18 protein-coding genes and 1 riboswitch are annotated in these 22,566 nt (G+C 62.6%); of the genes, 8 read left to right on the top strand and 10 right to left on the bottom strand.

All coding sequences use genetic code 11. The features are described from left to right. Positions 1–208: 208 nt before the first annotated feature. Both EI293_RS04910 and EI293_RS04905 read left to right on the top strand, forming a co-directional pair. The gene (locus EI293_RS04910) at positions 209–1,249 is read left to right on the top strand and encodes an RtcB family protein (RefSeq protein WP_170170246.1); all 1,041 of its coding nucleotides are present in this window, start codon (positions 209–211) and stop codon (positions 1,247–1,249) included. 175 nt (positions 1,250–1,424) lie between these two features. Continuing rightward, positions 1,425–2,651, top strand: coding sequence for a molybdopterin molybdotransferase MoeA (locus tag EI293_RS04905; RefSeq protein WP_125436009.1), 1,227 nt, complete (start codon positions 1,425–1,427; stop codon positions 2,649–2,651). A gap of 731 nt (positions 2,652–3,382) precedes the next feature. Here EI293_RS04905 and EI293_RS04900 read toward each other — a convergent pair. From EI293_RS04900 to metH, 10 genes are all read right to left on the bottom strand, one after another. Continuing rightward, positions 3,383–3,808: a putative signal transducing protein gene (locus EI293_RS04900; protein WP_125436008.1), complete on the bottom strand. Its 426-nt coding sequence runs from the start codon at positions 3,806–3,808 to the stop codon at positions 3,383–3,385. A gap of 95 nt (positions 3,809–3,903) precedes the next feature. Continuing rightward, complete coding sequence (locus tag EI293_RS22045; RefSeq protein ID WP_170170182.1) at positions 3,904–4,050, bottom strand: MFS transporter small subunit; 147 nt, start codon at positions 4,048–4,050, stop codon at positions 3,904–3,906. Positions 4,051–4,177: 127 nt separating this feature from the next. Further along, complete coding sequence (locus EI293_RS04895; protein WP_125436007.1) at positions 4,178–5,581, bottom strand: L-lactate MFS transporter; 1,404 nt, start codon at positions 5,579–5,581, stop codon at positions 4,178–4,180. A gap of 285 nt (positions 5,582–5,866) precedes the next feature. Further along, on the bottom strand, positions 5,867–7,426 hold the full coding sequence (locus tag EI293_RS04890) for an N-acetylmuramoyl-L-alanine amidase (RefSeq protein ID WP_125436006.1): 1,560 nt from the start codon (positions 7,424–7,426) through the stop codon (positions 5,867–5,869). A 60-nt stretch (positions 7,427–7,486) separates the two neighbouring features. Then, on the bottom strand, positions 7,487–8,014 hold the full coding sequence (locus EI293_RS04885) for a hypothetical protein (protein WP_125436005.1): 528 nt from the start codon (positions 8,012–8,014) through the stop codon (positions 7,487–7,489). Positions 8,015–8,090: 76 nt separating this feature from the next. Beyond that, a complete protein-coding gene (locus EI293_RS04880; RefSeq protein WP_125436004.1) occupies positions 8,091–8,660 on the bottom strand; it encodes an energy transducer TonB in 570 nt (189 codons plus the stop codon). A 290-nt stretch (positions 8,661–8,950) separates the two neighbouring features. After that, complete coding sequence (locus EI293_RS04875; RefSeq protein WP_125436003.1) at positions 8,951–9,430, bottom strand: tetratricopeptide repeat protein; 480 nt, start codon at positions 9,428–9,430, stop codon at positions 8,951–8,953. Positions 9,431–9,537: 107 nt separating this feature from the next. After that, positions 9,538–10,494: a methylenetetrahydrofolate reductase [NAD(P)H] gene (metF, locus tag EI293_RS04870; RefSeq protein WP_125436002.1), complete on the bottom strand. Its 957-nt coding sequence runs from the start codon at positions 10,492–10,494 to the stop codon at positions 9,538–9,540. Positions 10,495–10,577: 83 nt separating this feature from the next. Continuing rightward, entirely contained in the window at positions 10,578–10,991 is a 414-nt protein-coding gene (locus EI293_RS04865; RefSeq protein ID WP_125436001.1) for an endonuclease domain-containing protein, read from the bottom strand. 81 nt (positions 10,992–11,072) lie between these two features. Continuing rightward, on the bottom strand, positions 11,073–14,918 hold the full coding sequence (metH, locus tag EI293_RS04860) for a methionine synthase (RefSeq protein ID WP_125436000.1): 3,846 nt from the start codon (positions 14,916–14,918) through the stop codon (positions 11,073–11,075). 71 nt (positions 14,919–14,989) lie between these two features. Next, positions 14,990–15,103: riboswitch (SAM riboswitch) on the bottom strand. A 201-nt stretch (positions 15,104–15,304) separates the two neighbouring features. Here metH and EI293_RS04855 point away from each other — a divergent pair. The 6 genes from EI293_RS04855 to EI293_RS04830 all read left to right on the top strand — a co-directional run bounded on the left by EI293_RS04855 (position 15,305) and on the right by EI293_RS04830 (position 22,513). Next, positions 15,305–16,429, top strand: coding sequence for an OmpA family protein (locus EI293_RS04855; RefSeq protein WP_125435999.1), 1,125 nt, complete (start codon positions 15,305–15,307; stop codon positions 16,427–16,429). An 84-nt stretch (positions 16,430–16,513) separates the two neighbouring features. Continuing rightward, positions 16,514–17,497, top strand: a complete 984-nt coding sequence (locus tag EI293_RS04850; protein WP_125435998.1) for a PA14 domain-containing protein — start codon at positions 16,514–16,516, stop codon at positions 17,495–17,497. A gap of 127 nt (positions 17,498–17,624) precedes the next feature. Next, positions 17,625–18,761 carry an alkene reductase gene (locus EI293_RS04845; RefSeq protein ID WP_125435997.1) on the top strand — a complete coding sequence of 379 codons (1,137 nt, stop codon included), beginning with the start codon at positions 17,625–17,627 and terminating at the stop codon, positions 18,759–18,761. A 151-nt stretch (positions 18,762–18,912) separates the two neighbouring features. Continuing rightward, on the top strand, positions 18,913–19,905 hold the full coding sequence (locus EI293_RS04840) for an SDR family oxidoreductase (protein ID WP_125435996.1): 993 nt from the start codon (positions 18,913–18,915) through the stop codon (positions 19,903–19,905). Positions 19,906–20,142: 237 nt separating this feature from the next. Next, positions 20,143–20,739: a gluconate 2-dehydrogenase subunit 3 family protein gene (locus EI293_RS04835; protein WP_125435995.1), complete on the top strand. Its 597-nt coding sequence runs from the start codon at positions 20,143–20,145 to the stop codon at positions 20,737–20,739. Between the two features lie 91 nt (positions 20,740–20,830). Then, positions 20,831–22,513: a GMC family oxidoreductase gene (locus EI293_RS04830; protein ID WP_125435994.1), complete on the top strand. Its 1,683-nt coding sequence runs from the start codon at positions 20,831–20,833 to the stop codon at positions 22,511–22,513. Positions 22,514–22,566: the final 53 nt, after the last annotated feature.

Here is a 22,566-nt window from a genome sequence, read left to right as displayed (position 1 = left end):
TACCATTCGGGGGCGCGAACTACAAAGTTCGCGCTACTGCGCTGCCCCGGCCGTTGGTGCCAGCCGAATGAAATAACCAGCGCAGCTGCCGGATTGATTTTTTCAGCATCTTTGCGCAGGTCTATGCTGAGACCCTGAAGATTGCGCGCCCACTATGCGGCTGCTCCCCGAGGCGCGCCCCGCTTATTCATTTCGTAAAGAAGACCCCGTGAAAACAGTCTATTTCACGGATTGTAGCGCCGTGGAGCAGAACGCGCTACAGTCCCTGCTCGCCTTCGAGCAACAGGATAACATCGGCCAGATTGCCGTATTCCCTGATATTCACTACTGCTCCGAACGGTCCATTCCGGTAGGCGTCGCCTTCCAGACCAACGACGTTTTCTACCCGCTGGTGACCGGCAAGGATATGGGATGCGGGGTGGCGTACCTGCGCATTCCCAGGTCGGAAGTGCTGCGTCCGTTCGATAAGGCCCGACATTACCGGGCGCTGGAACGGGAAGTTCACCGCATGACCGACGAAGGCCTGGGCGGCGGCAACCACTTCCTGTCGCTGGAAGAGTCGGCCGATTACCTGTACGTCATCGTGCACACCGGGAGCCGCAACCTGGGCGTGTATATGTACCAGGAAAATGTCCGACTGCTGCAACTGCACAACCCCGGCCAGGACTGGTTGCCCGCTGAGGTGGCCACGCCGGCTTACCGGCAGCAATACCAGCGGGTGCTCACGTACGCAGCTGGTCGGCGGCGGGAGTTTCTGGACAAAACCTACGACTTCCTGCTGCGCAACCAGTACGTGGCCGCTGGCACTCCTGTGGTGGCCGACAGCTGCCACAACCTGCTCGACTTCACGCCCGCAGGCATCATTCACCGCAAGGGCAGCACCCAGCTGGTGGCCGGTGGCGAGGTAGTCATTCCGCTTTCGATGAGCCGGGGCTCCCTGATAGTGCGACCCAACCCCTGGCACGAGGCGCTGGAGCCGGCCCTCTGGAGCTGCGCCCACGGCGCCGGCCGGCAGCTGAGCCGCACCGATACCCTCAAATTCTGGCACTCCTTGAAGAAGACGGAAAAGGACGCGTACCGGCAACGCTTCTCTGAGTTGCTCAACCGCCAGGGCGACTTCGACAGCAGCATTCTGCAGGAGTTCGATTTCGCCTATAAGGATTCGGCGGCGCTGCTGGCCACCCAGCCTCACCTGCTCCGCTGCGACGAAACGACGCCCATCGTGACCGTGAAGTTCACTGGCGTGTAGGCAAGCAGTAGCGCGAACTTTGTAGTTCGTGTTCCCGCGCCATTCGAGTGGCTGTCGTTGCAACGTTTCGGGGACGCGAACTACAAAGTTCGCGCTACTGCGTCTGGCCCAAACAACCAGCCGGTTTGCGCGTTGAGAAACGGCGCAAGCTACGGCTTGTTCTACCTTCGTGCCTATGATTTCCGTTGCTGAAGCCACCCGCCTTGTTGCCGCCACCATCCGCCCACTGGGAGTGGAGCATCTTTCTCTGAGCCTGGCCGCCGGCCGCGTGCTGCGCGAGGACCTGCGCGCCGACCGGGACTTTCCGCCCTTTAACCGGGTGGCCATGGACGGTATGGCCGTGCGCTACGGGGCGCTGGCAGCGGGCCAGGCGGAATTCCGCATTGAAAGCACACAGTTTGCCGGTCAGCCTCCGCGACTGGTGCAGGATGCCACGGCGGCCGTGGAAATCATGACCGGGGCCATGCTGCCGCCCGGCGTCGATACCGTGATTCGCTACGAAGACCTCACGTTTCGCACCGATTCGGCGGGCCAGCGCTGGGCCACCGTGCAGGCGCTGCCGCCCCGGGCCGGCCACAACGTGCACCCCCAGGCTGCCGACCGCCACCAGGGCGACCTGCTGGTGCCCGCCGGCACGCGCCTGGAGCCGGCCGAAATGGCGGTGGCCGCCACCGTGGGAGCCGCTACCGTAGCCGTGTCGAGGCGGCCGCGGGTGGCGGTGGTGAGCACCGGCGACGAACTGGTGCCCATCACCGAGCAGCCCCAAGCCCACCAGATCCGCCGCTCCAATGCCTTGATGCTGCAGGCCGCCGCCGAAGCCGCCGGGGCCCGCACCGAACTGTTCCACTTCGACGACGACCCCGAAGCCTTGCGCAAGGGCTTGCCTGCCTTGCTTTCGGGCTTCGATGCGGTGGTGCTCAGCGGGGGCGTGTCGATGGGCAAGGCTGATTTTCTGCCGAGTGTGCTGCGGGAGCTGGGCGTGGAGCAGGTGTTTCACGAGGTGAAGCAGCGGCCGGGCAAGCCGTTCTGGTTCGGGCAGCAGCCCGGCGGGGCGGTGGTGTTTGCGCTGCCTGGCAACCCGGTGTCCACGTTCGTGAACTTCTACCGCTACGCCCGGCCCTGGCTGCTGGCCGTGCAGCAGCCCGCCGGTACCTCGGCCACCGGGGCCGCGCCCGTGCCCGCCGTCCTCACCCACCCCATCGACTTCAAGCCGCCCATGACGCACTTCCTGCTGGTGAGCCTGGAGGCCGGCCCCGACGGCCGCCTGCTGGCCACCCCCGAGCGGGCCGGCGGCTCCGGCGACATGGCTAGCTTGCTCACCTCCAGTGGCTTCCTAGAGCTACCGCCGGAACCGGAGCATTTCCCCGCAGGCACGGTTCTGCCAGTGTGGCGGTTTCGGTAGCCGCTACTGCTTCAACAGGTTCTGAAGTGTATTCCGGGCCCGGATTACCTGTCCACGATTGAAGCCTTTACCTTCGCATTGCTCATAAAAATCGGGAGCATAAAAGCTAGCTGACCGTGCGCTGGCGCGGGTGAGAAAATGCAGGATACTGGTTTCGGCGTCTTCCGCCCCGCAGATCTGGCCCGCTGGATGTGGATCAGCATCCCGTACTTTCCACAGTTGCCTGGGGCGTAACGCTTCCCAAGTCTGCGCCAGATTCCTAATGTTTATTTCCGGTAGAAGTAGAAATCGGTTAGTATCAGGCTTAGTAGTCCGGAAGCGGGCCTCCTGTTCATTGAAATACCGAGTAAGGCCGCCCGGTACGAAGTGTCCTCGAGTAGAATTGTATGGGCTTCTGTAAGTGAAAAAGTACACTTCCTTGCCCTGTTTGGCAAGAATCAGCATATCCGGAACATCGTACCAGCTAGAGCGGCTTTCATACACCAATGTGCTGTCGAAGTTCTGCTGGAAGAACCTGAATAAAGGCGGGGCAGTTTGGTGCCGCCTGGGCCCGCGCCAAGCCGGGGGTAGCCCCGTATGCGGTTAGCAGCAGAAGCAGATATATAATAGCTAAACGGGACATTGGCCGATAATATGCCTGATTGGAAGTAGTAGGTTGATGAAGCAAAAGGTAACAAGTCGAAAGCATCTGCTATTGGTCAGCTTTTACTTTTTCTCTTCGACTTTCCCCACTACCCCTCAAAATCCAGCCCGCACTGGAAGCAGTGGCACTGGGGTTTCTCGGGGGCCAGCAGCCACAGGCGCAGCTTCACGAACAGGTTGTCCTGGGGCTGGGGCTGGTGGCGGCACACCACGTCGGGGTGGTGGCAACGGGGGCAGCGGAGCGTGGCGGCCGACTCCTCGTCGGGCGACTCCGGGGGCATGGCCTGCATGGCGGCGCGCTGCGGGTGCAGGGCCTCCTGGGCTGCCGCTACGTCAGGCTGGCGTACGAACAGGCGCACACTGCCCAGCACGGGGCCGTAGGGCCGGCTTTCGTTGCTGAGGAAGCACGGAATACCGGCCGCTTCCAGCTGGTTTTTGGCCAGGTGGGCGGCAATGACATCCGAAAAGGAATCGAGCAGGACGATGTTGGCAGGAGCAGCGGAATCCGAAGACATGAGAGGAGGCGGGGCCAGTCGGCCGTATGGGCCTAAAAACAACAGAAGCACCCCTTAAGGGTGCTTCTGAAGATGAAAATTTCGGGGCGAAAAACCTATTTAAACAAAGCCAGCGCCTTGATAAAGGTTTGCGACACGCCCCAGGCCAGCGGAATGCCCACGTACAGCCAGGCAATAATGGCCGAGCCACCCACGGCGGGCTCCTCAACGTGCGGAGCAGATGAATTAGCGGGAGTAGTCATAAGGGAGGAAAGTTGAGAGGTGAATGATGAAGCATGACACAGAAAGGTGAAACGGCAACCGGCAGCTGCACAAAGCAGCGCAACCAAGACACGAGCATCTATCTGTATTTCAGGCTCCTTTCAGGGATTAGTGGCCGCCGGCTTCGGCCGTTACGGGGCCTTTTTCGTAGTACTGCTCCTTCACGGGGCGTACGGCCAGGTTGGCCAGCAAACCCAGCACCAGCACGCCGGCCATAGTGTAGAATACGTTCTGGTAGGCCGCCGCGCCGGTCAGGCCCTGCTCTTTGGCGTGCTCGTGGAGGGTGTGCACGATGAGCGGCCCTAATACGCCGGCCGTACTCCAGGCCGTGAGCAAACGGCCGTGGATGGCACCTACCTGGTACTTGCCGAACATATCGGAGAGGTAGGCCGGAATGGTGGCAAACCCACCGCCGTACATGCTGATAATCACGCAGGCTACTACCACAAACAGTGTCAGTTGCAGGCCGTGGCCCAGCGTGGGCACCAGCGCGTACAGCAGAATGCCCAGCCCAAAATAAATGGCGTACGTGACCTTGCGGCCCAGCTTATCGGAAGCCGATGACCAGAAGAAGCGGCCCAGCAGGTTGAACAAGCTCAGTAGGCCCACAAAGCCCGCAGCAGCGGCAGCAGTTACACCCGCGCCTGCGCCCATGGCGCCGTCGGAGAAGGTTTCCTGAATGAGGGGCGAAGCCGTTTCCAGCACACCAATGCCCGCCGTTACGTTGGTCAGCAGTACCACCCACAGCAGCCAGAATTGCGGCGTCTTGATAGCGTTATCGGCCGATACGTTGGCCGTGGTAATCATGGCGTTGTGCTCGGTGCTGGGCACGTAGCCGGCCGGTTTCCAGTCGTCGGCGGGCACCCGGATGGTCCACACCCCAAACTGCATAAATACCAGATAAATCAGACCCATTACAATGAATGTGGGCGCTACGCCCTGCGGAGCCGAGTCCTTGAAGTGGCCCATCAGGTTGTTGGCCAGTGGCGAGCCAATCATGGCCCCGCCCCCAAAACCCATGATGGCCATACCGGTAGCCACGCCTTTGCGGTCAGGAAACCACTTAATGAGCGTGCTCACCGGCGAAATGTAGCCGATGCCCAGCCCAATGCCGCCCACGAAGCCGTAGCCGAAGTACAGCAGCCAGATATTGTGCAGATGAATGCCCAACGAGCCGATCAGAAAGCCTCCGCCGAAGCATAAAGCCGAAGCCAGCATAGCCTTGCGAGGCCCTACGCGCTCCAGCCACTTTCCAAAAATAGCCGCCGATAAGCCTAGCAGCACAATGGCAATGGAGAAGGTGATGCCAATCTGGGTGGGCGTCCAGTCGTCGGGAGCGGGGGCGTTTACGTCGCCGCTGATGAGAGAGCCCAGGGGCTTGTTGAACACGCTGAAGGCGTAGGCCTGTCCAATGGCGAGGTGAATGGCCAGGGCCGCCGGCGGAACCAGCCAGCGGTTGTAGCCAGGACCGGCCACGGTGCGGCTGCGGTCAAGAAAGGAGTCGTTTGCCATGCGGGAACGGGTGCTTTTTAGGAGAGAAAAGAACGGAAACTACTGGCCTGATACCAGCTCCCGAATGAAGCCGGTATTAGTTGATTAACACTTAAGGTAGAGGCCTGGGGGAGGCTTTACTGTTTTCCAGACAACTATTTTTTGCTAAAAAGCTATAGCTGCCCGCCGGAAGGTGAGCACTTACTCAGGGGTGAATACGTGAGATAAACCGGAAAAGGGTGTAGCTACACGCATATTCTTACGTGCTTCAGTCGGTGAGGGTCACCTTTCGGCGGGCAAAACCAGCTATTCTTCCGCTGCTTGCTTGCCAAGCCAGCTCTTTAGCCCCGGGGCTCTGCTCTGTTTTAAAAACTGCAACAACCCCTGCTTCATGGCTTCCGCCATGCGCTGCTGAAACTTAGGGTCAATCAGCCTTTTTTCGTCTTCGGGGTTTGATACGAAGGCCGTTTCCACCAGCGCATTGGGATATTCAGTCGGCCCGTTCAGCCCGAAGTTGAAGCTGCCCACGTTACCGAAACCGGCCAGCCCGGTACCGTGCATCTGCTCATATAAGGCCACAGAAAGCGGCCGGAAGGCCACGTAGCGGTAAAACGTGCTGGTACCGTGGGCACTGGCGCTACCCGAGGAGTTGACGTGGATACTCACCAGCAGATCGGGGTTGAGGCGGCGCAGCAGCAGTACCCGGTCGCCGTTGTCCACGGTGGCGTCAGTGGTGCGCGTCATCAGCACCCGGGCGCCGGCCAGCTCCAGCTCCTGCTGCAGTTTCAGGGCAATGGCCAGGGTCAGGTCTTTCTCGCGGGCTCCGCTGGCCCCCGTGGCCCCAATGTTGGTGCCGCCGTGGCCGGCATCGAGGGCCACCGTGAGGCCGCGCAGGCGTAGCTTCTGCGGCGGCCGTTTCACCCGGATTTCCAGCGTATTGCCCCGGTAGCCGATATGGTAGCCCCAGCTCTGGCGGTGCCGTAGGTGCAGTGTCAGTCGGAATACGTCGGGCTGCACCTGCTCATACGTCACGTCGCCCAATGCCTGCAGCCCGTCGCGCTGGGTTATCCAGTTAGTATTGGAAGTGGCCCCGAAGATGTCCACCACCAGCCGGGCGGGTTCCGTGAGCAGCTGGGAGCGGTAGGGCAGGCGCTGGGTGAGGGGCACCCGCACGTAATCGTACGCGGAGTCGCCTTGCACGCTCCAAGAGCCGGTAAGGGAGCCGGGCACGAAGCCGCCCGGCGGCAGCAGGCGCACTACTTCCTGCGGCACCCAGGCCACGGTGGCTTGTGAGAGCTGCGCCCGGTACTGACTGCCCACGCGTCCCGTCAGGTGCAGCACCACCGCCGAATCGAGGTAGCCGAGCTTGGCCCCACCCAGCCGGTCTTCGCCCAGCCCGTAGTTGAGGTAGGCCAGCTCCCCTTTGGTCAGGGCGAGCTGGGGCACGTTGGGGTTGAGAAACCGGATTTTACTTTTGCTGAAGGCCGTGGCCATCAGGCTGTCTTTGGAAAGCAGCTCAAACCGGATAAGGCGGTTTTGCAGCGTATCGCCGGGGCGCACCACGTAGGTGCCCTGGTACACGCCGCGCCGGCCCTGCGCCTGGGCGGGCGGCAATTCCGTGAGCGGCTGCCCGTTCAGAAACGAGCCCTGCAAACCGGAAGTGCCCATCAGCCGCACCTGCAGCCGGTCGCCGGGTTGCAGCCACTGGTCAGCGGCCGGTACGGTTTCGGCGGCGGTGATGGTGGGCGGCGGGGCGGTCTGGGCAGGTGTAAGCTTTTGAGCGGAACGTTGCTGAGCCTGCGTGGTCAGCGGCTGAAACAGGCTGGCAAGGCTCAGGAGAAAAGGCAGTAATTGACGAAGCAGCATAAGCCGGAAAGCAAAAGCCCCGCGCGGGGCGGGGCTCGGGTACTACGATGGAAAGGTGGGCTACGGTTGCTTCACGGCGTCGCCGAGGTCCTTCACGTCGCGGCCGGTTTCCAGGGCCGTAAACTCGGTTTGCAGCGCCCGGATGTGCAACTCGTCGCGGCCCTTGATGTCGAGGCGAATGGCGCGAAACTGCGCGTTGAGGCGGCGGCTGATGGCGGTGGCGTAATCCCAGTCGCGCTGGGTCCATTGCTTGCGGCGGGCCCGTACCTGCTGCATAAACTGCACGAAGGCCGGCTCAATGGTAGCGGGCGTCAGGCCTTCAATGGCCGTGTACGTGCCCAACAGCTCGCTGGTGAAAGCGGTTTCGCCGGCTTTATCCAGCGGTTGGCGGCTGCGGGATTTCGACACTGAATCGAAGCGGGCGGCGCGGCGGCCGGCCACGCGCAGCTTGGCAGCGGCCTCGTCTACTACCGTATCAAGCTTGCGGGCTTCCTGTTTCACCATATCCTGCCGCTCCCGCGGCGTCGAGTCGCAGGCGGAGAGGAGCAAAACCCCGGCTGATAGCCCAAACAAAACGTGCTTTTTCATGGCCGTAAGATACGGGAATGGACAATCAACGGTTAGCCCCGGGCCGTAGGCCTGTGCCCTGGCCGGGGGCACCGTTTTACTGCTGGCTCAATCGGAAAGTAAAAGGCAGCTCAAACTTCGATACCACGGCCCGGCTGCCCACCCGGGCCGGAATCCATTGGTCGGGGATACTGCGGGCGACGCGCAGGGCCTCTTCGTCGCAGCCCGAGCCGATGCCCAGCAACACCTGCTGGTCGGTGGCGTGGCCCAGGGTATCCACTACAATAGACACCAGCACCCGGCCCTGCACATTTTTGGCTTGCGCCGCCGCCGGGTAGTTGAGCTTACTGATGAAAGGAGCTAGGGCTGCGTCGCTGCCGATATAGAAGATCGGATGGGTCACGCGCTGGCGCGTCCAGTCGCCGGCCGCGTTGCGTACGGCATAGGGCACATCATCGAATGGCCGGAAGAAAATCAGCTTTTTGGCCGTGTGGTCGTATTTCTGGGCAATTACCTGGCTTCCGTCGCGGGTGTAAGCGTAGTATTCCCATACGCCTATCTTTTCGCCCTTATCCAGCATGCCACTGCCGGTATCGGTTTTGCGCAGCTTCTGAGCCTGTGCGCTCAGGGTGAGGAGGAAAAGAGCGAAAAGTAAAACGTGTTTCATGGGAACAGGTGGGAAGGTAGCGAGGACAGTACGTGGCAACAGCCGGCTGGAAATCCAGTCGGCTTACTACCGCGAAGCAAAGAAATTATTGTTTTAATACAAGCACGACCGTAGGCCGCAGGCAGGCGGGGAAAGCGGGTGGGACCATAATAATCTGGCCCTGACGGCCAGAAAAGACAGTAAACAGTCGGGGGGAATTGACTGTTGAAGCTGCCCGGTCCGGGAAATTTACAACTATCTGGGTAACTCAGCAAGCCCCGGGCTGGCGAAATAGCGGCCCCGCTGGTAAATTAGTCCGGCCGCTCATCCAGCCGGTCGCGCAGGTTTCGGAGCTGCTGCTGCAGCCCCGGCCAAGCCGGGCACAGCTGTTCCAGCCGCCGCAAAACCTGCAGCGTGCCCCGGTCGTCGCCCAGGGTGCGAAGCATGGTGGCCCACCCCGAGAGGGCACCGAAGTGACGGGGCTCGCGGCGCAGGGTTTCCTGCACGTCGCGCAGTGAGGCCTTGTATTCGCCGCGTAAGAAGTGCGCCGTGGCGCGTTTGTTCCAGCCTTCGGCGTACTCCGGCATGGCTTCCGTGAGGAAGGTAAACTCGTGAATAGCTAAGGTATAGTCGTCGGCGGCCAGGGCCCGGATGCCGTTTTCCAGCCGCTTATCCAGTAAGGGGTGTACGGTGGTAAGCCAGAGCTGCCAGATGCCGTCCTGCAGGGCCTCAATCTCAGCCGGGGCCTTCGCCTCGCGCAGGCGTGCAAACAGGTCGTCGAGGGAATCCAAAGTGGTGAACCGGTGAGATAGTGAAATGGTGAGTTTTACGTTGTGCTGGCCTATATGGTGTGGTCAGAACGTAAAACTCACCATTTCACTATCTCACCGGTTCACCCCTAAAAAAGGGCTGAGGCCACCCGCCGGATGCTTTCCGACTTGCCCATGCTGTAGTAGTGCAGGCAGGGCACGCCGTGGGCCATCAGCTCCCGGCTCTGGTTGATGCACCACTCAATCCCGATTTCGCGGGCCGCCGCGTTGTCGGGGGCGAGGTGCACGGCATCTACCAACTCGTCGGGCAGGTTGAGGTAGAAGGAGCGGGGCAGGGCCGTAAGCTGGGCTTTGGTGGTGAGGGGCTTGAGGCCGGGGATGATGGGCACCAGAATGCCCGCCGCCCGGCACTTCTGCTCAAACTGGAAAAACTGCTCGTTATCGAAGAACATCTGCGTCACGATGTACTCGGCCCCGCGGTCCACTTTGTGCTTGAGGTAGCGGATATCAGCCCCTGAGTTGGGCGACTCAAAGTGTTTCTCGGGGTAGCCGGCCGTACCGATGCAGAAATTGGTGGCCCACACGTCATCCTGCTCCTCATCCAGGTACGCGCCCTTGTTCAGGTCCGACACCTGCCCGATCAGGTCGCAGGCGTAGGCGTGGCCGTCGGGTTCCGGCACGAAGCGGCCCTCGCTCTTGATCGGGTCGCCGCGCAAAGCCAGCACGTTATCAATGCCCAGGAAGTGCAGGTCGATAAGAGCGTTTTCGGTTTCCTCCTTCGAGAATCCGCCGCAGATGAGGTGGGGCACCGTGTCCACATCGAAGCGGTTTTTGATGGCCGCGCAGATGCCCACCGTGCCGGGCCGGCGGCGCACGGTTTTCTTCTCCAGCAGCCCGTTGGCGTGCTGCCGGTACACGTACTCCTCGCGGTGGTACGTCACGTCGATAAACGGCGGCTTGAATTCCAGCAGCGGCTCGATGTTGGAAAACAGGTTCTGGATGTTCTCTCCCTTTTTGGGCGGCAGCACCTCGAAGGAAAACAGCGTATTGCCGTTGGCGCGGGTCAGGTGTTCGGTTACTTTCATATGGGTCGGTGGTCCGGCTCGTGCTGGTGGGCGCCTCACCCCCCGGCCCCCTCTCCGAAAAAGGAGAGGGGGAGCCTGACGCGTTATTGGGCAGTTGAGGTGAGGTGGAGTTTGATGGTGGCGACTGTTCGGCGGGGTTGTGTGAGGACCTGAGCGTTGGAAAACCGCAGCAGTCGGTAGCCTAACTCGGCAAGAAGGGCTGTGCGGCCAGCATCGTAGTCCTGCTGATCAGGCTGATAATAGCCTTCGCCATCAACTTCCAGGATCAGCTTGTGGCGCAGGCTCACAAAATCCACGATATACTGGTCAATGCTATGCTGATGCCGGAATCTGGCCCCCGGTGCATTGCCGCGCACCAGCTGCCAAAGGGCTTCTTCCGCTTCCGTGGGCGCATGGCGCATAGCCCGGCTTCGGTCTTTCAGATTGAGCTTGCCATACTGCCGCTTGTCGGCGGTAAAGGCCTTTTCCTGTGGCAGAATAACCTCTAACCGGTTCATCGTCTGGCTCCCCCTCTCCTTTTTCGGAGAGGGGGGCGGGGGGTGAGGCGTTTCGTCAGGTTCGTTGCAACAGTCCATGCCCTACCCCGCCGTTACCGCCACCACTGCCGGCTCGTAGTTCAGGTTGGGCATCAGCCAGCGCTCCAGCTCCGGCAGCGGCATGTGCTTGCGCGCGGCCAGGTCGGCTACCTGGTCCTGGCCGATGCGGCCGAGGCCGAAGTAGCGGCTGTCGGGGTGGGCGTAGTAGAGGCCGCTCACCGACGAGGCCGGGTACATGGCCAGGTTTTCGGTGAGGCGGATGCCGGTGGCGGCTTCGGCGTCGAGCAGCTCAAACAGGGTGATTTTCTCGGTGTGATCGGGGCAGCCGGGGTAGCCGGGCGCCGGGCGCACACCTTTGTACTTCTCCTGAATCAGGTCCTCGTTCGATAGGTTTTCGGCCGGGTCGTAGCCCCAGAACTCCTCCCGCACGCGCTGGTGCAGGCGCTCGGCAAAGGCCTCGGCGAGACGGTCGGCCAAGGCCTTCATCAGGATGCTGCTGTAGTCGTCGTGCTCGGCCTCAAACCGCTCCAGGTGCTTCTCGATGCCGATACCGGCCGTGACGGCAAAGCCGCCGATGTAGTCCTGGCGGCCGGTTTCCAGCGGGGCCACGAAGTCGGAGAAGGCCAGGTTGGGCACGCCCGCGGCCTTTTCGCTCTGCTGGCGCAGGGTGAAAAACTCGGTGGCTACTTGCTGGCGGGTATCGTCGGTGAACACCTGCACGGTGTCGTGGCCGACGGTGTTGGCGGGCCAGAAGCCGATGACGGCGCGGGCCGTGAGCAGCTTCTCGTCGATGATCTGGCGCAGCATCTTCTGCGCGTCGTTGAAGAGCTGGGTGGCGGCCTCGCCCACGTTCGGGTCTTCCAGGATGCGCGGGTAGCGGCCCTTCAGCTCCCAGGTCTGGAAGAACGGCGTCCAGTCGATGTAGGTGGCCAGCTCGGCCAGGTCGTAGTCTTCCAGCGCCTTGGTGCCCAGGAAGGTCGGCTTGACGATGGGCGTAGCGGCCCAATCGGCCTTGAAGCCGTTTTCGCGGGCGGCCTCGATGGTCAGGTAGTTTTTGTCGCGCTGGCGGCCGGCGTAGTCCTCGCGCAGCTGGCGGTACTCCTCGCGCACCGTGCGGGCGTACTCCACATCAGCCGAGCCCAGCAGCGCGGCGGCTACGCCCACCGAGCGGGACGCGTCGTTGACGTGCACGATGGGGCCGCTGTAGTTGGGCGCAATTTTCACGGCGGCGTGCAGGCGGGAGGTGGTAGCGCCGCCGATGAGCAACGGGGTTTTCAGGCCGCGCTTTTCCATCTCCTGAGCCACGTACACCATCTCGTCGAGGCTCGGCGTAATCAGCCCGCTCAGCCCGATAACGTCCACCTGCTGCTTCTGCGCTTCGTCGAGGATGCGCTCCAGCGGCACCATCACGCCCAGGTCCACGATGTCGAAGTTGTTGCAGGCCAGCACCACGCCCACGATGTTCTTGCCGATGTCGTGCACGTCGCCTTTCACCGTGGCCAGCAGGATTTTGCCGGCCGTCTGCCGGTCGCCGCTTTGCTTGTCGGCCAGCAGGTAGGGCTCCAGATAGGCCACCGCCTTCTTCATCACCCGGGCCGATTTCACCACCTGGGGCAGGAACATCTTGCCGGCCCCAAACAGGTCACCGACCACGTTCATGCCGGCCATCAGCGGGCCTTCAATCACCTCCAGCGGGCGGCCTACCAGCTGCCGCACTTCCTCGGTATCTTGGTCGATGAACTCGGTTATGCCCTTCACCAAGGCGTGTTGCAGGCGTTCTTTCACCGGCAGACTGCGCCAAGCGTCGGCCACCACTTCCACTTTGTCCTTCTGCTTCACCGTGTCGGCGAAGTCCACGAGGCGCTCGGTGGCGTCGGGGCGGCGGTTGAGCAGCACGTCTTCCACCAGCTCCAGCAGGTCCTTGGGCACCTCGTCGTACACGGCCAGCTGGCTCGGGTTCACGATGCCCATATCCAGGCCGGCCCGGATGGCGTGGTACAGGAACGCCGAGTGCATGGCCTCGCGCACCACGTCGTTGCCGCGGAACGAGAAGCTGATGTTCGAGACGCCGCCGCTGGTGAGGGCGCCGGGCAGGTTCTGCTTAATCCAGCGGACGGCCTCGATGAAGTCTACGGCGTAGTTGCGGTGCTCGTCGAGGCCGGTGCCCACCGTCAGGATGTTGGGGTCGAAGATGATGTCCTCGGCCGGGAAACCGACTTCATTCACTAGGATATCGTAGCTGCGCTGGCAGATTTCGATGCGCTTCTCGTAGTTGTCGGCCTGGCCGTTTTCGTCGAAGGCCATGACCACCACGGCCGCGCCGTACTGGCGCACGGTGCGGGCCCGCTGCCGGAACACGTCCTCACCTTCCTTGAGGGAAATGGAGTTGACGATGCTCTTGCCCTGCACGCACTTGAGGCCGGCTTCCAGCACGCTCCACTTCGAGGAGTCAATCATGACGGGCACCCGCGAAATGTCGGGCTCCGAGGCAATCAGGTTCAGGAACGTGGTCATGGCCTGCTCCGAGTCGAGCATGCCTTCGTCCATGTTCACGTCGATGACCTGCGCGCCGCCTTCCACCTGGTCGCGTGCTACTTGCAGGGCCTGCTCATAGTTGCCGGTCCGGATGAGGCGGGCGAAGGCGCGGCTGCCGGTGACGTTGCACCGCTCGCCTACGTTCACAAACAGGCTGTCGGAGGTGATGTTGAAGGGCTCGAGGCCGGCGAGGCGGGTGATTGCCTCACCCCCTAGCCCCCTCTCCGGTAGAGAGGGGGAACTAGATACTAGCTTTTTAGAGCTAATTCCTTTCTCTAAATCTAGTTCCCCCTCTCTACCGGAGAGGGGGCTAGGGGGTGAGGCAACCCGTGAGGTCAAGGGCCGTGGCGCGTATTTTTCGGCCAGCTGGGCCAGCTCGCCGATGTGCTGGGGCGTGGTGCCGCAGCAGCCGCCCACCACCGTCACGAGGCCATCGGCCAGGTAGCCTTCCACCACGCCCGCAAATTCCTGGGCCGACTCATCGTAGCCGCCAAAGGCGTTGGGCAAACCGGCGTTGGGGTAGGCCGAAATGTGCACGTCGGCAATGCGGCTCAGCTCCTTGATGTACACCTTGAGCTGGTCGGCGCCGAGGGCGCAGTTCAACCCCACGCTCAGCAGCGGCAGGTGGCGGATGGAGTTCCAGAACGCCTCCACGGTCTGCCCGCTCAGGGTGCGGCCCGAGGCGTCGGTAATCGTGCCCGAAATCATGACGGGCACCACTTTGCCGCCTTCATCAAAGAACTTCTGCACCGCGTACAGGGCCGCTTTGGCGTTGAGCGTATCGAAGATGGTTTCGATGAGCAGCGCGTCGGAGCCGCCGTCCACGAGGCCGCGCACCTGCTCCAGGTAGGCGGTGGCCAGCTCGTCGAAGGTCACGGCCCGGAAGCCGGGGCGGTTCACGTCGGGCGAGAGGCTGGCGGTGCGGTTGGTGGGCCCCACGGCCCCGGCCACGAAGCGCGGCTTGTCGGGCGTGAGAGCCGTAAACGCGTCGGCCGATTCCCGCGCCAGCCGCGCCGACTCGTAGTTCAGCTCATATACCACGTGCTCTAGGGCGTAGTCAGCCTGGGCGATGGTGGTGCCGCTGAAGGTGTTGGTTTCCACCATGTCGGCCCCGGCCGCGAAGTACTCGTCGTGGATGCCGCGGATGATATCGGGTCGGGTGAGACTGAGCAAATCGTTGTTGCCGCGCAGCGGGTGCGAGTGGTCGGCAAAGCGCGTGCCCCGGAAATCCTCCTCCGTGAGCGTGTGGCGCTGGATCATGGTGCCCATGGCACCGTCGAGAATCAGCACGCGCTGACGCAGGATGTCGTGGAGGGGAGACGTAGTAGCGGGGGCAGGAAGGACGGTCGGCATATCGGCTTTTCTGGAGAAAATCAGCAGCAAAAAGTGCCTATCCAGAAAGAGCCGCGCCGGGAGCACGCCTGTTCTTATCTTCTTTCAGAGCCCGGAAAGGACCTGAAACGGGAGTTAGCACCTTGTTTTATTTCAGGTTGCTAAGACGTCATCGGGCCCAATCCCTCGGTCTTTCTGGATAAGTAACACGGCGAAGATACAACCGGAAATTCCGAAATTCAATTCGGGTGCCACCCGCTTAACCTGAGCCGGGTGTATTGTTGCGGAAAAGAAATATATAGCTGCGACCCAATGATTCGTTGTGATAAAGCAGGCCGCTGGTTGAATAGCCGTTCTGCCCGCCGGAATGCTGCTGAATTTGCTTCTAACCTTACACTGTAGTCGTTATGCTGCCTGCCCGCTACTTCCGAAACATGGCCTTTGGGTGGCTGTTGCTGTTCTCCTTTTCAAGTGCGGCGCAGTCGCGCCCCAGTGGTACGGGCCTGCGCGGGCAATACTACGAGGGGCAGAATTTCGAGAAGCTGGCCCTCACCCGCGTTGATCCGGGCATTGACTTCAACTGGACTATCGGGCCGACCGGCGACCATTTTGTGTCGCCGGGGCCGGGCGTGCCGGGCGAGTGGTTTTCGGCGCGCTGGAAGGGCCATCTGTATGCCCCGGTAACGGGCGTGTACACGTTCCGGATGACGATGGACGACGGAATGCGGGTATGGGTAGGTGGTCAGCGCATCCTGAATTCCTGGCAAAATCAGGCCGTCAGCAGCTACACGGCCCAAATTGCCCTCACGGCCGGACGCTACTACCCCATTCGGGTGGAGTATTACCAGGCCGGTCAGGACTCACGCGCTGCACTGGCCTGGCAACTGCCCACTACAACGGAGCCGGAGCCGATTCCGGCGGCGTATCTGTATGCCAGTCTGCCCACCACGGCGGTGCCCGTACCGGTAGCGGCCAGCAAACCCGCCGCTCAACCGGTCCGCCCGCAACCGGCCGCGCCCCGGCCCAGTGTGACCATGACGCCCCTCGAGCCGGCTGTGGTAGTGGGACGGCGGCCGGTGGCGGCCGCGCCGCGTGCCGCGCGTGTTGTACGTCGGCCTCAGGCAACGCCGCTACCACCAAAAGTAACCCCGCCGGATACGGTGCCGCTGCCGGACTTATCGGCCCTGAGCAAAGGCGCGGCCGTAACGCTGCCCAACCTCTATTTCACCCAAAGCACCGCTGCGCTGCTGCCTTCCAGTCGGCCCACGCTCAACGAGCTAGCCCGCCGCCTGCGCGAGCAGCCGGCTATGCGGCTGGAAATAGCGGGCCATACTGATAATGTGGGCGAGGCGGCCCTGAACCTGCGCCTTTCCGAGCAGCGGGCCCGGGTGGTGCGGCAGTACCTGGTGCAGCAGGGCATTGACTCGGTGCGGCTGGCGGCGCGGGGCTACGGCGGCACCCGCCCGGTAGCCGACAACCGCGACCCGCAGCAACGGCCCCGCAACCGCCGGGTGGAAGTGGTGGTGCAGTGAATGGGCAGAAAGTAGCTACGTTACTTGTTTTTTTGCCGGAATAAGTAGGGCTCTTTTTATCTTGTAGCCTAATTTACTCTCCGCGTGACTTATTTCTATTGGAGCGCCTTGTTGCTGTGTGCTTCTGCCTGCCTGCCAACCACCGCCCAAACCCTGCCCGCGCACGGCCTGGCAGCTACGTATTACAACGGCGAGAATTTTGAGGAAGCCGTGGTGGAGCGCACCGACGCACAGCTGGATTTCGAATGGCACGCCCGGCCGCCGGCTACCGGCGTCAGCAAAGAGCATTTCTCGGTGCGTTGGACCGGCTTTCTGGAAGCGCCGGCTACGGGCCTGTATATTCTGCACCTGACGGTGGATGATGGCGTGCGGGTGTGGGTCGGCAATAAGCTACTGCTGGACTCCTGGCGCAACCAGTACGTCACCGATGGGCAGGCCCGGGTGCGACTGGAGGCGGGCAAAGTGTACGCGCTACGCATCGAGTATTATCAGAGCGCACTGGAATCGAGGCTGGTGCTGGGGTGGGAGCGGCCCGATGTATCGATGGAGGATTTCTTCAGCGGGCGGCCCATTTTCGAGCCCATCCCTACCCGCTACCTCTGGGCTGCCTTGCCCGGGCCACCTACCGAAGTCAGGGAAGCTGCCAGCCCTGCGTCGCCGGTAGCGCGCGCCATTGCGCCCCCGGATACGCTGCCGGTGCGGCTGGAAGAACTGGCCCGCCTCGCCAAAGGCCAGCGGCTGACGCTGCCTAACCTCTATTTCACCCAAAGCACCGCCGATTTGCTGCCCACTTCCCGGCCGGTGCTGAACCAGCTAGCTCGTCGCCTGCGCGAGCAGCCGGCTATGCGGCTGGAAATAGCGGGCCATACCGATAATGTGGGCGACGCGGCCCTGAACCTGCGCCTGTCCCGGCAGCGGGCCCGGGTGGTGCGCCAGTATCTGGTGCAGCAGGGCATCGACTCAGTGCGGCTGCTGGCGCGGGGCTACGGCAGTGCCCGCCCGCTGGCCGACAACCGCGACCCGCAGCAACGGCCCCGCAACCGCCGGGTAGAGGTAGTGCGGCAGTGAGGAGTGAGGGGTAGAGCAGTTGAGAAAAATCTGGCCGAAACATAAATGTTGCTACATCGGTTAAAAGCAACTGTCCTGCAAAACGGCCCTGGGCCGAAGCAGAGGTTTTATCCACACGAAGTTTCTCATGAGCCAGACCCCAAATCTTTTCACGCCCGCCCAAGTAGGCGCGCTTTCCTTGCCCAACCGTTTCGCCATGGCGCCCATGACGCGCAGCCGGGCCGATAACCCCGGCAACGTCCCCACCGATTCGACGGTGACCTATTACGTGCAGCGCGCTACGGCCGGCCTCATCATCACCGAAGGCTCCCAGGTTTCGCCCCAGGGCGTGGGCTACATTAACACGCCCGGTATCTACTCCGAGGAGCAGGTAGCCGGCTGGAAAAAGGTGACCGACGCGGTACACGCCGCCGGCGGCCGCATTTACATTCAGCTCTGGCACGTGGGCCGGGTGTCGCACCCGTTCTTCCACAACGGCGAGCTGCCGGTGGGTCCGTCGGCCATTGCGCCGGCCGGAGCCCAGGCCTACACCGATAAAGGCATGGAAGACATTCCGGCTCCGCGCGCGCTGGAGCTGGCCGAAATTCCGGGCGTGGTCGACCAGTTCCGGCAGGCGGCCCGCAATGCCAAACTCGCCGGCTTCGATGGGGCCGAAATCCACGGGGCCAACGGTTACCTGCTCGACCAGTTCATTCAGGACGGCTCCAACCAGCGCACCGACGAGTACGGCGGCAGCCTGGAAAACCGCGCCCGTTTCGTGCTGGAAGTAGTACAGGCTGTGGTAGATGAGCTGGGTGCCGACCGGGTAGGCATCCGCCTCTCGCCCCAAGGCAGCGCCAGCATTCAGGATTCGGACCGTGTGAAAACCTTCAGCTACCTCACCGAGCAGCTCAACCAGTTCAACCTGGCTTACCTGCACGTAATTGAGGCGTTGCCGGGCCACCCGATGGCGGCCCCCGCCGACGTGCCGACCGTTGCGGCGCATCTGCGCCAGATTTTCCGCAACACCTTCATCCTGAACGGCGGCTACACCCACGAAACGGCCGATAAGGCGCTGGCCAACAACGAGGCCGACCTGATTGCCTTCGGGGTGCCCTACATTGCCAACCCTGATCTGGTGGAGCGGTTCCGCACCGGCGCGGCCCTCAACGCCCCCGACCCCAGCACCTTCTACGTGCCCGGCGACCATGGCTACATCGACTACCCTTCGTTGCAGGACGCGGCGGCCGATACCAAGCAGCCCGTTGACTATCAGAACAACTAAGCTCCGGCTTCATGGCTGATGAACAAAAACCCGTTTCGGCTGCTGTCGGAACGGGTTTTTTGTTGGGTTTTGGTTTGTTAAGGGCAAAAGTGTCGGCTCCCGATGCAAAATCTTCGTAAGCCCAGAACTCCACCATAGTCTCGCTATTCTGATGGCTGCTAAAAAAACTTCGGCTGCTCCGGCAGCTTCTAAAAAAGCCGCTGCCCCGGCCAAAACTGCCGCTACGCCCGCTGCCAAACAGGCCGCCAAGGATGCCGCTACGGCTCCCAAGCCCGTGAAGCGCCCCACGGCCAAAGACATGAAGCAGCACGCCCAGACGCTGCCCTACCCCGCCAGGCAGGCTGATATGAAGCTGCAGCCCACCATGGACTTCAGCACCTACCGCGCCGCCGGCAAGCTCCAGGATAAAGTGGCCCTCATCACCGGTTCCGATTCCGGCATCGGGCGGGCCGTGGCCGTGGCCTTTGCCATGGAAGGTGCCCACGTAGCCGTGCTCTTCAACGAAAACGTGGTGGATGCCGAGGAAACCAAGCGCCTCGTGGAGGCCCAGGGCCGCCAGTGCATCCTGCTGCAAAGCGACGTGCGCGACCCGGAGCAGTGCAAGCAGGCCGTGCGCCGCACGCTGGCTGAGCTGGGCGGCCTCAATATTCTGGTGAACAACGCCGCTTTCCAGATGTCCCAGGAGAAGTTCGAGGACATTCCCGAGGAGCAGATTCGCCGCACCTTCGACACCAACATTCTCGGCTACATCTGGATGGCGCAGGCCGCCGTGCCGCACCTCAAAAAGGACGACTGCATCATCAATACCGGCAGCATCGTAGGCCTCACGGGCATCCCGATTCTGATTGACTACGCCTGCACCAAGTCGGCCATTCACGCCCTCACCAAAAGCCTGGCCACCCATCTGGGCGAGCGGGGTATCCGGGTGAACTGCGTGGTGCCCGGCCCGGTCTGGACGCCCAACATCCCCGGCACCATGCCCCGCGAGGAAATCGAGAAGTTCGGCTACGAAGTGGCCCTGGCCCGTCCTGGTCAGCCCGAAGAGCTGGCCCCCGCCTACGTGCTGCTAGCCTCCCAGGACGGCTCGTTCATGACCGGCAGCCTTGTGCACGTCACCGGCGGCAAGATGAGCAGCGACCAGTAGGCTAGGGCCAATCGGTGCTGACGTTGTTTCATTGGGACACATCTGCCCAGTGTAGAGACGCAATAGTTGGAGTCTCGTCGTTGCTGATATTGTTTGACTGGACGATATAGTTCCGGCCTTTCAACGACAAGACTCCAACTATTGCGTCTCTACATCGTGCCAGCGGCTTTACCGGCCCGAAAACATAACCCACCGCTCCGTACTTCTAGGCTGCCCCTCCACACTTCTGACTACCCCATGCCGCACTATCCCGAAGGCACCGTCCGGGCGCTGCTCCAGACCGAGCTGGTGACGCCCGCCACCCGCGCCGCCCTGGAAGCCCGCCTCAACGCCCCCGCCGACTACACCCCGCAGTTCTTCGACGCCGATACGTACCAGCTGTTGCGTGCCGTGGCCGCCCGCATCTTCCCCCAGCCCGACCGCGAAAAACCCGTCGAGCTGGCCCCGGCCGTGGACAAGCGCCTCACCGACGGCACCGCCGACGGCTGGCGCTACGACGCCATGCCGCCCGACCGCGAAGCCTACCGCCTCGGCCTGGGCGGCATCAACCAGGCCGCCGAAGCGCAGTTTCAGCAGCCTTTCATGGCCCTGAGTGCTGAGCAGCAGGACGCAGTTATCGGGCAGCTGGCTGCCGGTGAGGCGGCCGGGCAAAACTGGCAGCAGTTGCCCCAGGACCGGTTTTTTGAGGAGTTTCTATCCGAGCTGACCGAGAACTACTACGCCCACCCGCTGGCTCAGGAAGAAATCGGCTACGTGGGCATGGCCGACGTGCCCGGCTGGCCCCACGTCACTCCCAACACCCTCGAACCCCGCGAGCCGGAAGAGGTGAAATAGTGAGGTGGTGAAATGGTGAGTTCGGAATTCTGACCGCACCATTTGCGCATTATCCACCTCACAAATTCACCATTTCACAAATTCACCGCACATGCCCGACGAAGAAGTACTCGAAGAAGGCGTGCTGAACCCGGTTCAGCCCGAAATTCAGGCCCCCTTGCTCCAAAGCCTGCTGGCTGATAACGAAGCCACCCCGGCCACCGAGCCCACTGGCGAGGAAGCCCCCAATCCGCTGCCCGACCCTACCGACGAGGTGGACTGCGTGGTGATTGGCACCGGGGCGGGTGGCGCGCCGTTGCTGGCCCGTTTGGCCATGGCCGGCCTGAAGGTGGTGGCCCTGGAAGCCGGCCCCCGCCGCGACCCAACCAAGGACTACGCCACCGACGAAAAAGCCCAGAGCTTCCTGTTCTGGAACGACGAGCGCCTCTCGGCCGGCCAGAACCCGGTGGCCTTCGGCAAAAACAACTCCGGCACCGGCGTAGGCGGCTCCACGCTGCACTACACCGCCTATACCCCCCGCGCCCACCGCGGCGACCTGAAGCTGCACACCGACTTTGGCCAGGGCGTGGACTGGCCCTTCGGTATCGAGGAGCTGGAGCCGTACTACGAAGAAATTGAGTACTTTCTGGGTATTTCCGGCCCTACGCCTTACCCCTGGGACCCTACCCGCCGCAAGGGCTACCCGCTGGCCCCGCTGCCTTTGAACGGTGCGGCTTTGCTCATGCAACGCGCCTGCGCCCAGCTGGGCATCCAGACTTCGCCTGCGGCCAACGCGGCCCTCTCGGCGCGCTATTATCAGGAGGGCATCGGCTGGCGTGAGGCCTGCACCAACCGGGGCTTTTGCCAGGCCGGCTGCAACCGCGGCGCCAAGGCCAGCATGGACGTGACGTTCCTGCCTTTGGCCGAAAGCTACGGGGCCGAAATTCGGGCCGACGCTTACGTGACGGAGATTGAGCGCGACGCCTCCGGCCGCGTGGTGGCCGTGGTATACGAGCAGCATGGCCACACCGTGCGCCAGCGTTGCCGCCACCTGTTTTTGTGCGCTGGGGCCGTGGAAACGCCGCGTTTGCTGATGCTCAATGAGCTGGCCCTCAATAGCGGGCAGGTCGGCAAGCACTTCATGGCCCACCCCGGTATGCAGGTCTGGGGCACGTTCGACGAGGACATCCGCCCCTATAAAGGTATTCCCGGCGGCCTGATTTCCGAGGATACCCACCGCCCCAAAGACGCCGACTTCGCCGGCGGCTACCTGCTGCAAAGCATCGGGGTGATGCCCGTGACCTTCGCCACCCAGATGGTGCGCCAGCGCAAGCTCTGGGGCCAGCCCCTGCGCGACTACATGCGCACCTACAACCACACGGCCGGCATCAACATCCTGGGCGACTGTATGCCGCACGCCGCCAACTACATGGAGCTCAGCGACGAAAAGGACGCCCGCGGCCTGCCCAAGCCACGCCTGCACTTCACGGCCCAGGAAAACGAGCAGCGCATGAACCGACATGCCGAGAAAATCATGCGTCAGATCTGGGAAGCCGCCGGGGCCAAGGACATTTGGGCCTTCGAGCGCTACGCCCACGTCATCGGGACGGCGCGCATGGGCCTGAGCGGCGACGATGCGGTGGTGAACCCCGACGGCAAAGCCTTCGACGTTCCCAACCTCTACATCTGCGACAACTCGGTGTTTCCCAGCGCCCTCAGCGTGAACCCCGCCCTCACCATCATGGCCCTCAGCCTGCGCACCGCCGACAAGTTTCTGGCGGCGCTACGGGCATAGCATAGGCTGAATCAGAACGTCATTCCGAGCTTGCCGAGGAATCTCGCGTGCTG

It is taken from the genome of Hymenobacter perfusus (assembly GCF_003944765.1).
GTDB lineage: Bacteria > Bacteroidota > Bacteroidia > Cytophagales > Hymenobacteraceae > Hymenobacter > Hymenobacter perfusus.
This window is presented reverse-complemented; position numbering and strand designations above follow the sequence as displayed.

Bases quoted from the DNA above. Each gene is read 5' to 3' on its own strand.
- EI293_RS04835 (WP_125435995.1), top strand. From the start codon at position 20,143: ATGCCGCACTATCCCGAAGGCACCGTCCGGGCGCTGCTCCAGACCGAG.
- metF (WP_125436002.1), bottom strand. From the start codon at position 10,494: ATGAAAGTAACCGAACACCTGACCCGCGCCAACGGCAATACGCTGTTT.
- EI293_RS04880 (WP_125436004.1), bottom strand. From the start codon at position 8,660: ATGAAACACGTTTTACTTTTCGCTCTTTTCCTCCTCACCCTGAGCGCA.
- EI293_RS04905 (WP_125436009.1), top strand. From the start codon at position 1,425: ATGATTTCCGTTGCTGAAGCCACCCGCCTTGTTGCCGCCACCATCCGC.
- EI293_RS04890 (WP_125436006.1), bottom strand. From the start codon at position 7,426: ATGCTGCTTCGTCAATTACTGCCTTTTCTCCTGAGCCTTGCCAGCCTG.
- EI293_RS04855 (WP_125435999.1), top strand. From the start codon at position 15,305: ATGCTGCCTGCCCGCTACTTCCGAAACATGGCCTTTGGGTGGCTGTTG.
- EI293_RS04865 (WP_125436001.1), bottom strand. From the start codon at position 10,991: ATGAACCGGTTAGAGGTTATTCTGCCACAGGAAAAGGCCTTTACCGCC.
- EI293_RS22045 (WP_170170182.1), bottom strand. From the start codon at position 4,050: ATGACTACTCCCGCTAATTCATCTGCTCCGCACGTTGAGGAGCCCGCC.
- EI293_RS04830 (WP_125435994.1), top strand. From the start codon at position 20,831: ATGCCCGACGAAGAAGTACTCGAAGAAGGCGTGCTGAACCCGGTTCAG.
- EI293_RS04900 (WP_125436008.1), bottom strand. From the start codon at position 3,808: ATGTCTTCGGATTCCGCTGCTCCTGCCAACATCGTCCTGCTCGATTCC.
- EI293_RS04840 (WP_125435996.1), top strand. From the start codon at position 18,913: ATGGCTGCTAAAAAAACTTCGGCTGCTCCGGCAGCTTCTAAAAAAGCC.
- metH (WP_125436000.1), bottom strand. From the start codon at position 14,918: ATGCCGACCGTCCTTCCTGCCCCCGCTACTACGTCTCCCCTCCACGAC.
- EI293_RS04895 (WP_125436007.1), bottom strand. From the start codon at position 5,581: ATGGCAAACGACTCCTTTCTTGACCGCAGCCGCACCGTGGCCGGTCCT.
- EI293_RS04885 (WP_125436005.1), bottom strand. From the start codon at position 8,014: ATGAAAAAGCACGTTTTGTTTGGGCTATCAGCCGGGGTTTTGCTCCTC.
- EI293_RS04845 (WP_125435997.1), top strand. From the start codon at position 17,625: ATGAGCCAGACCCCAAATCTTTTCACGCCCGCCCAAGTAGGCGCGCTT.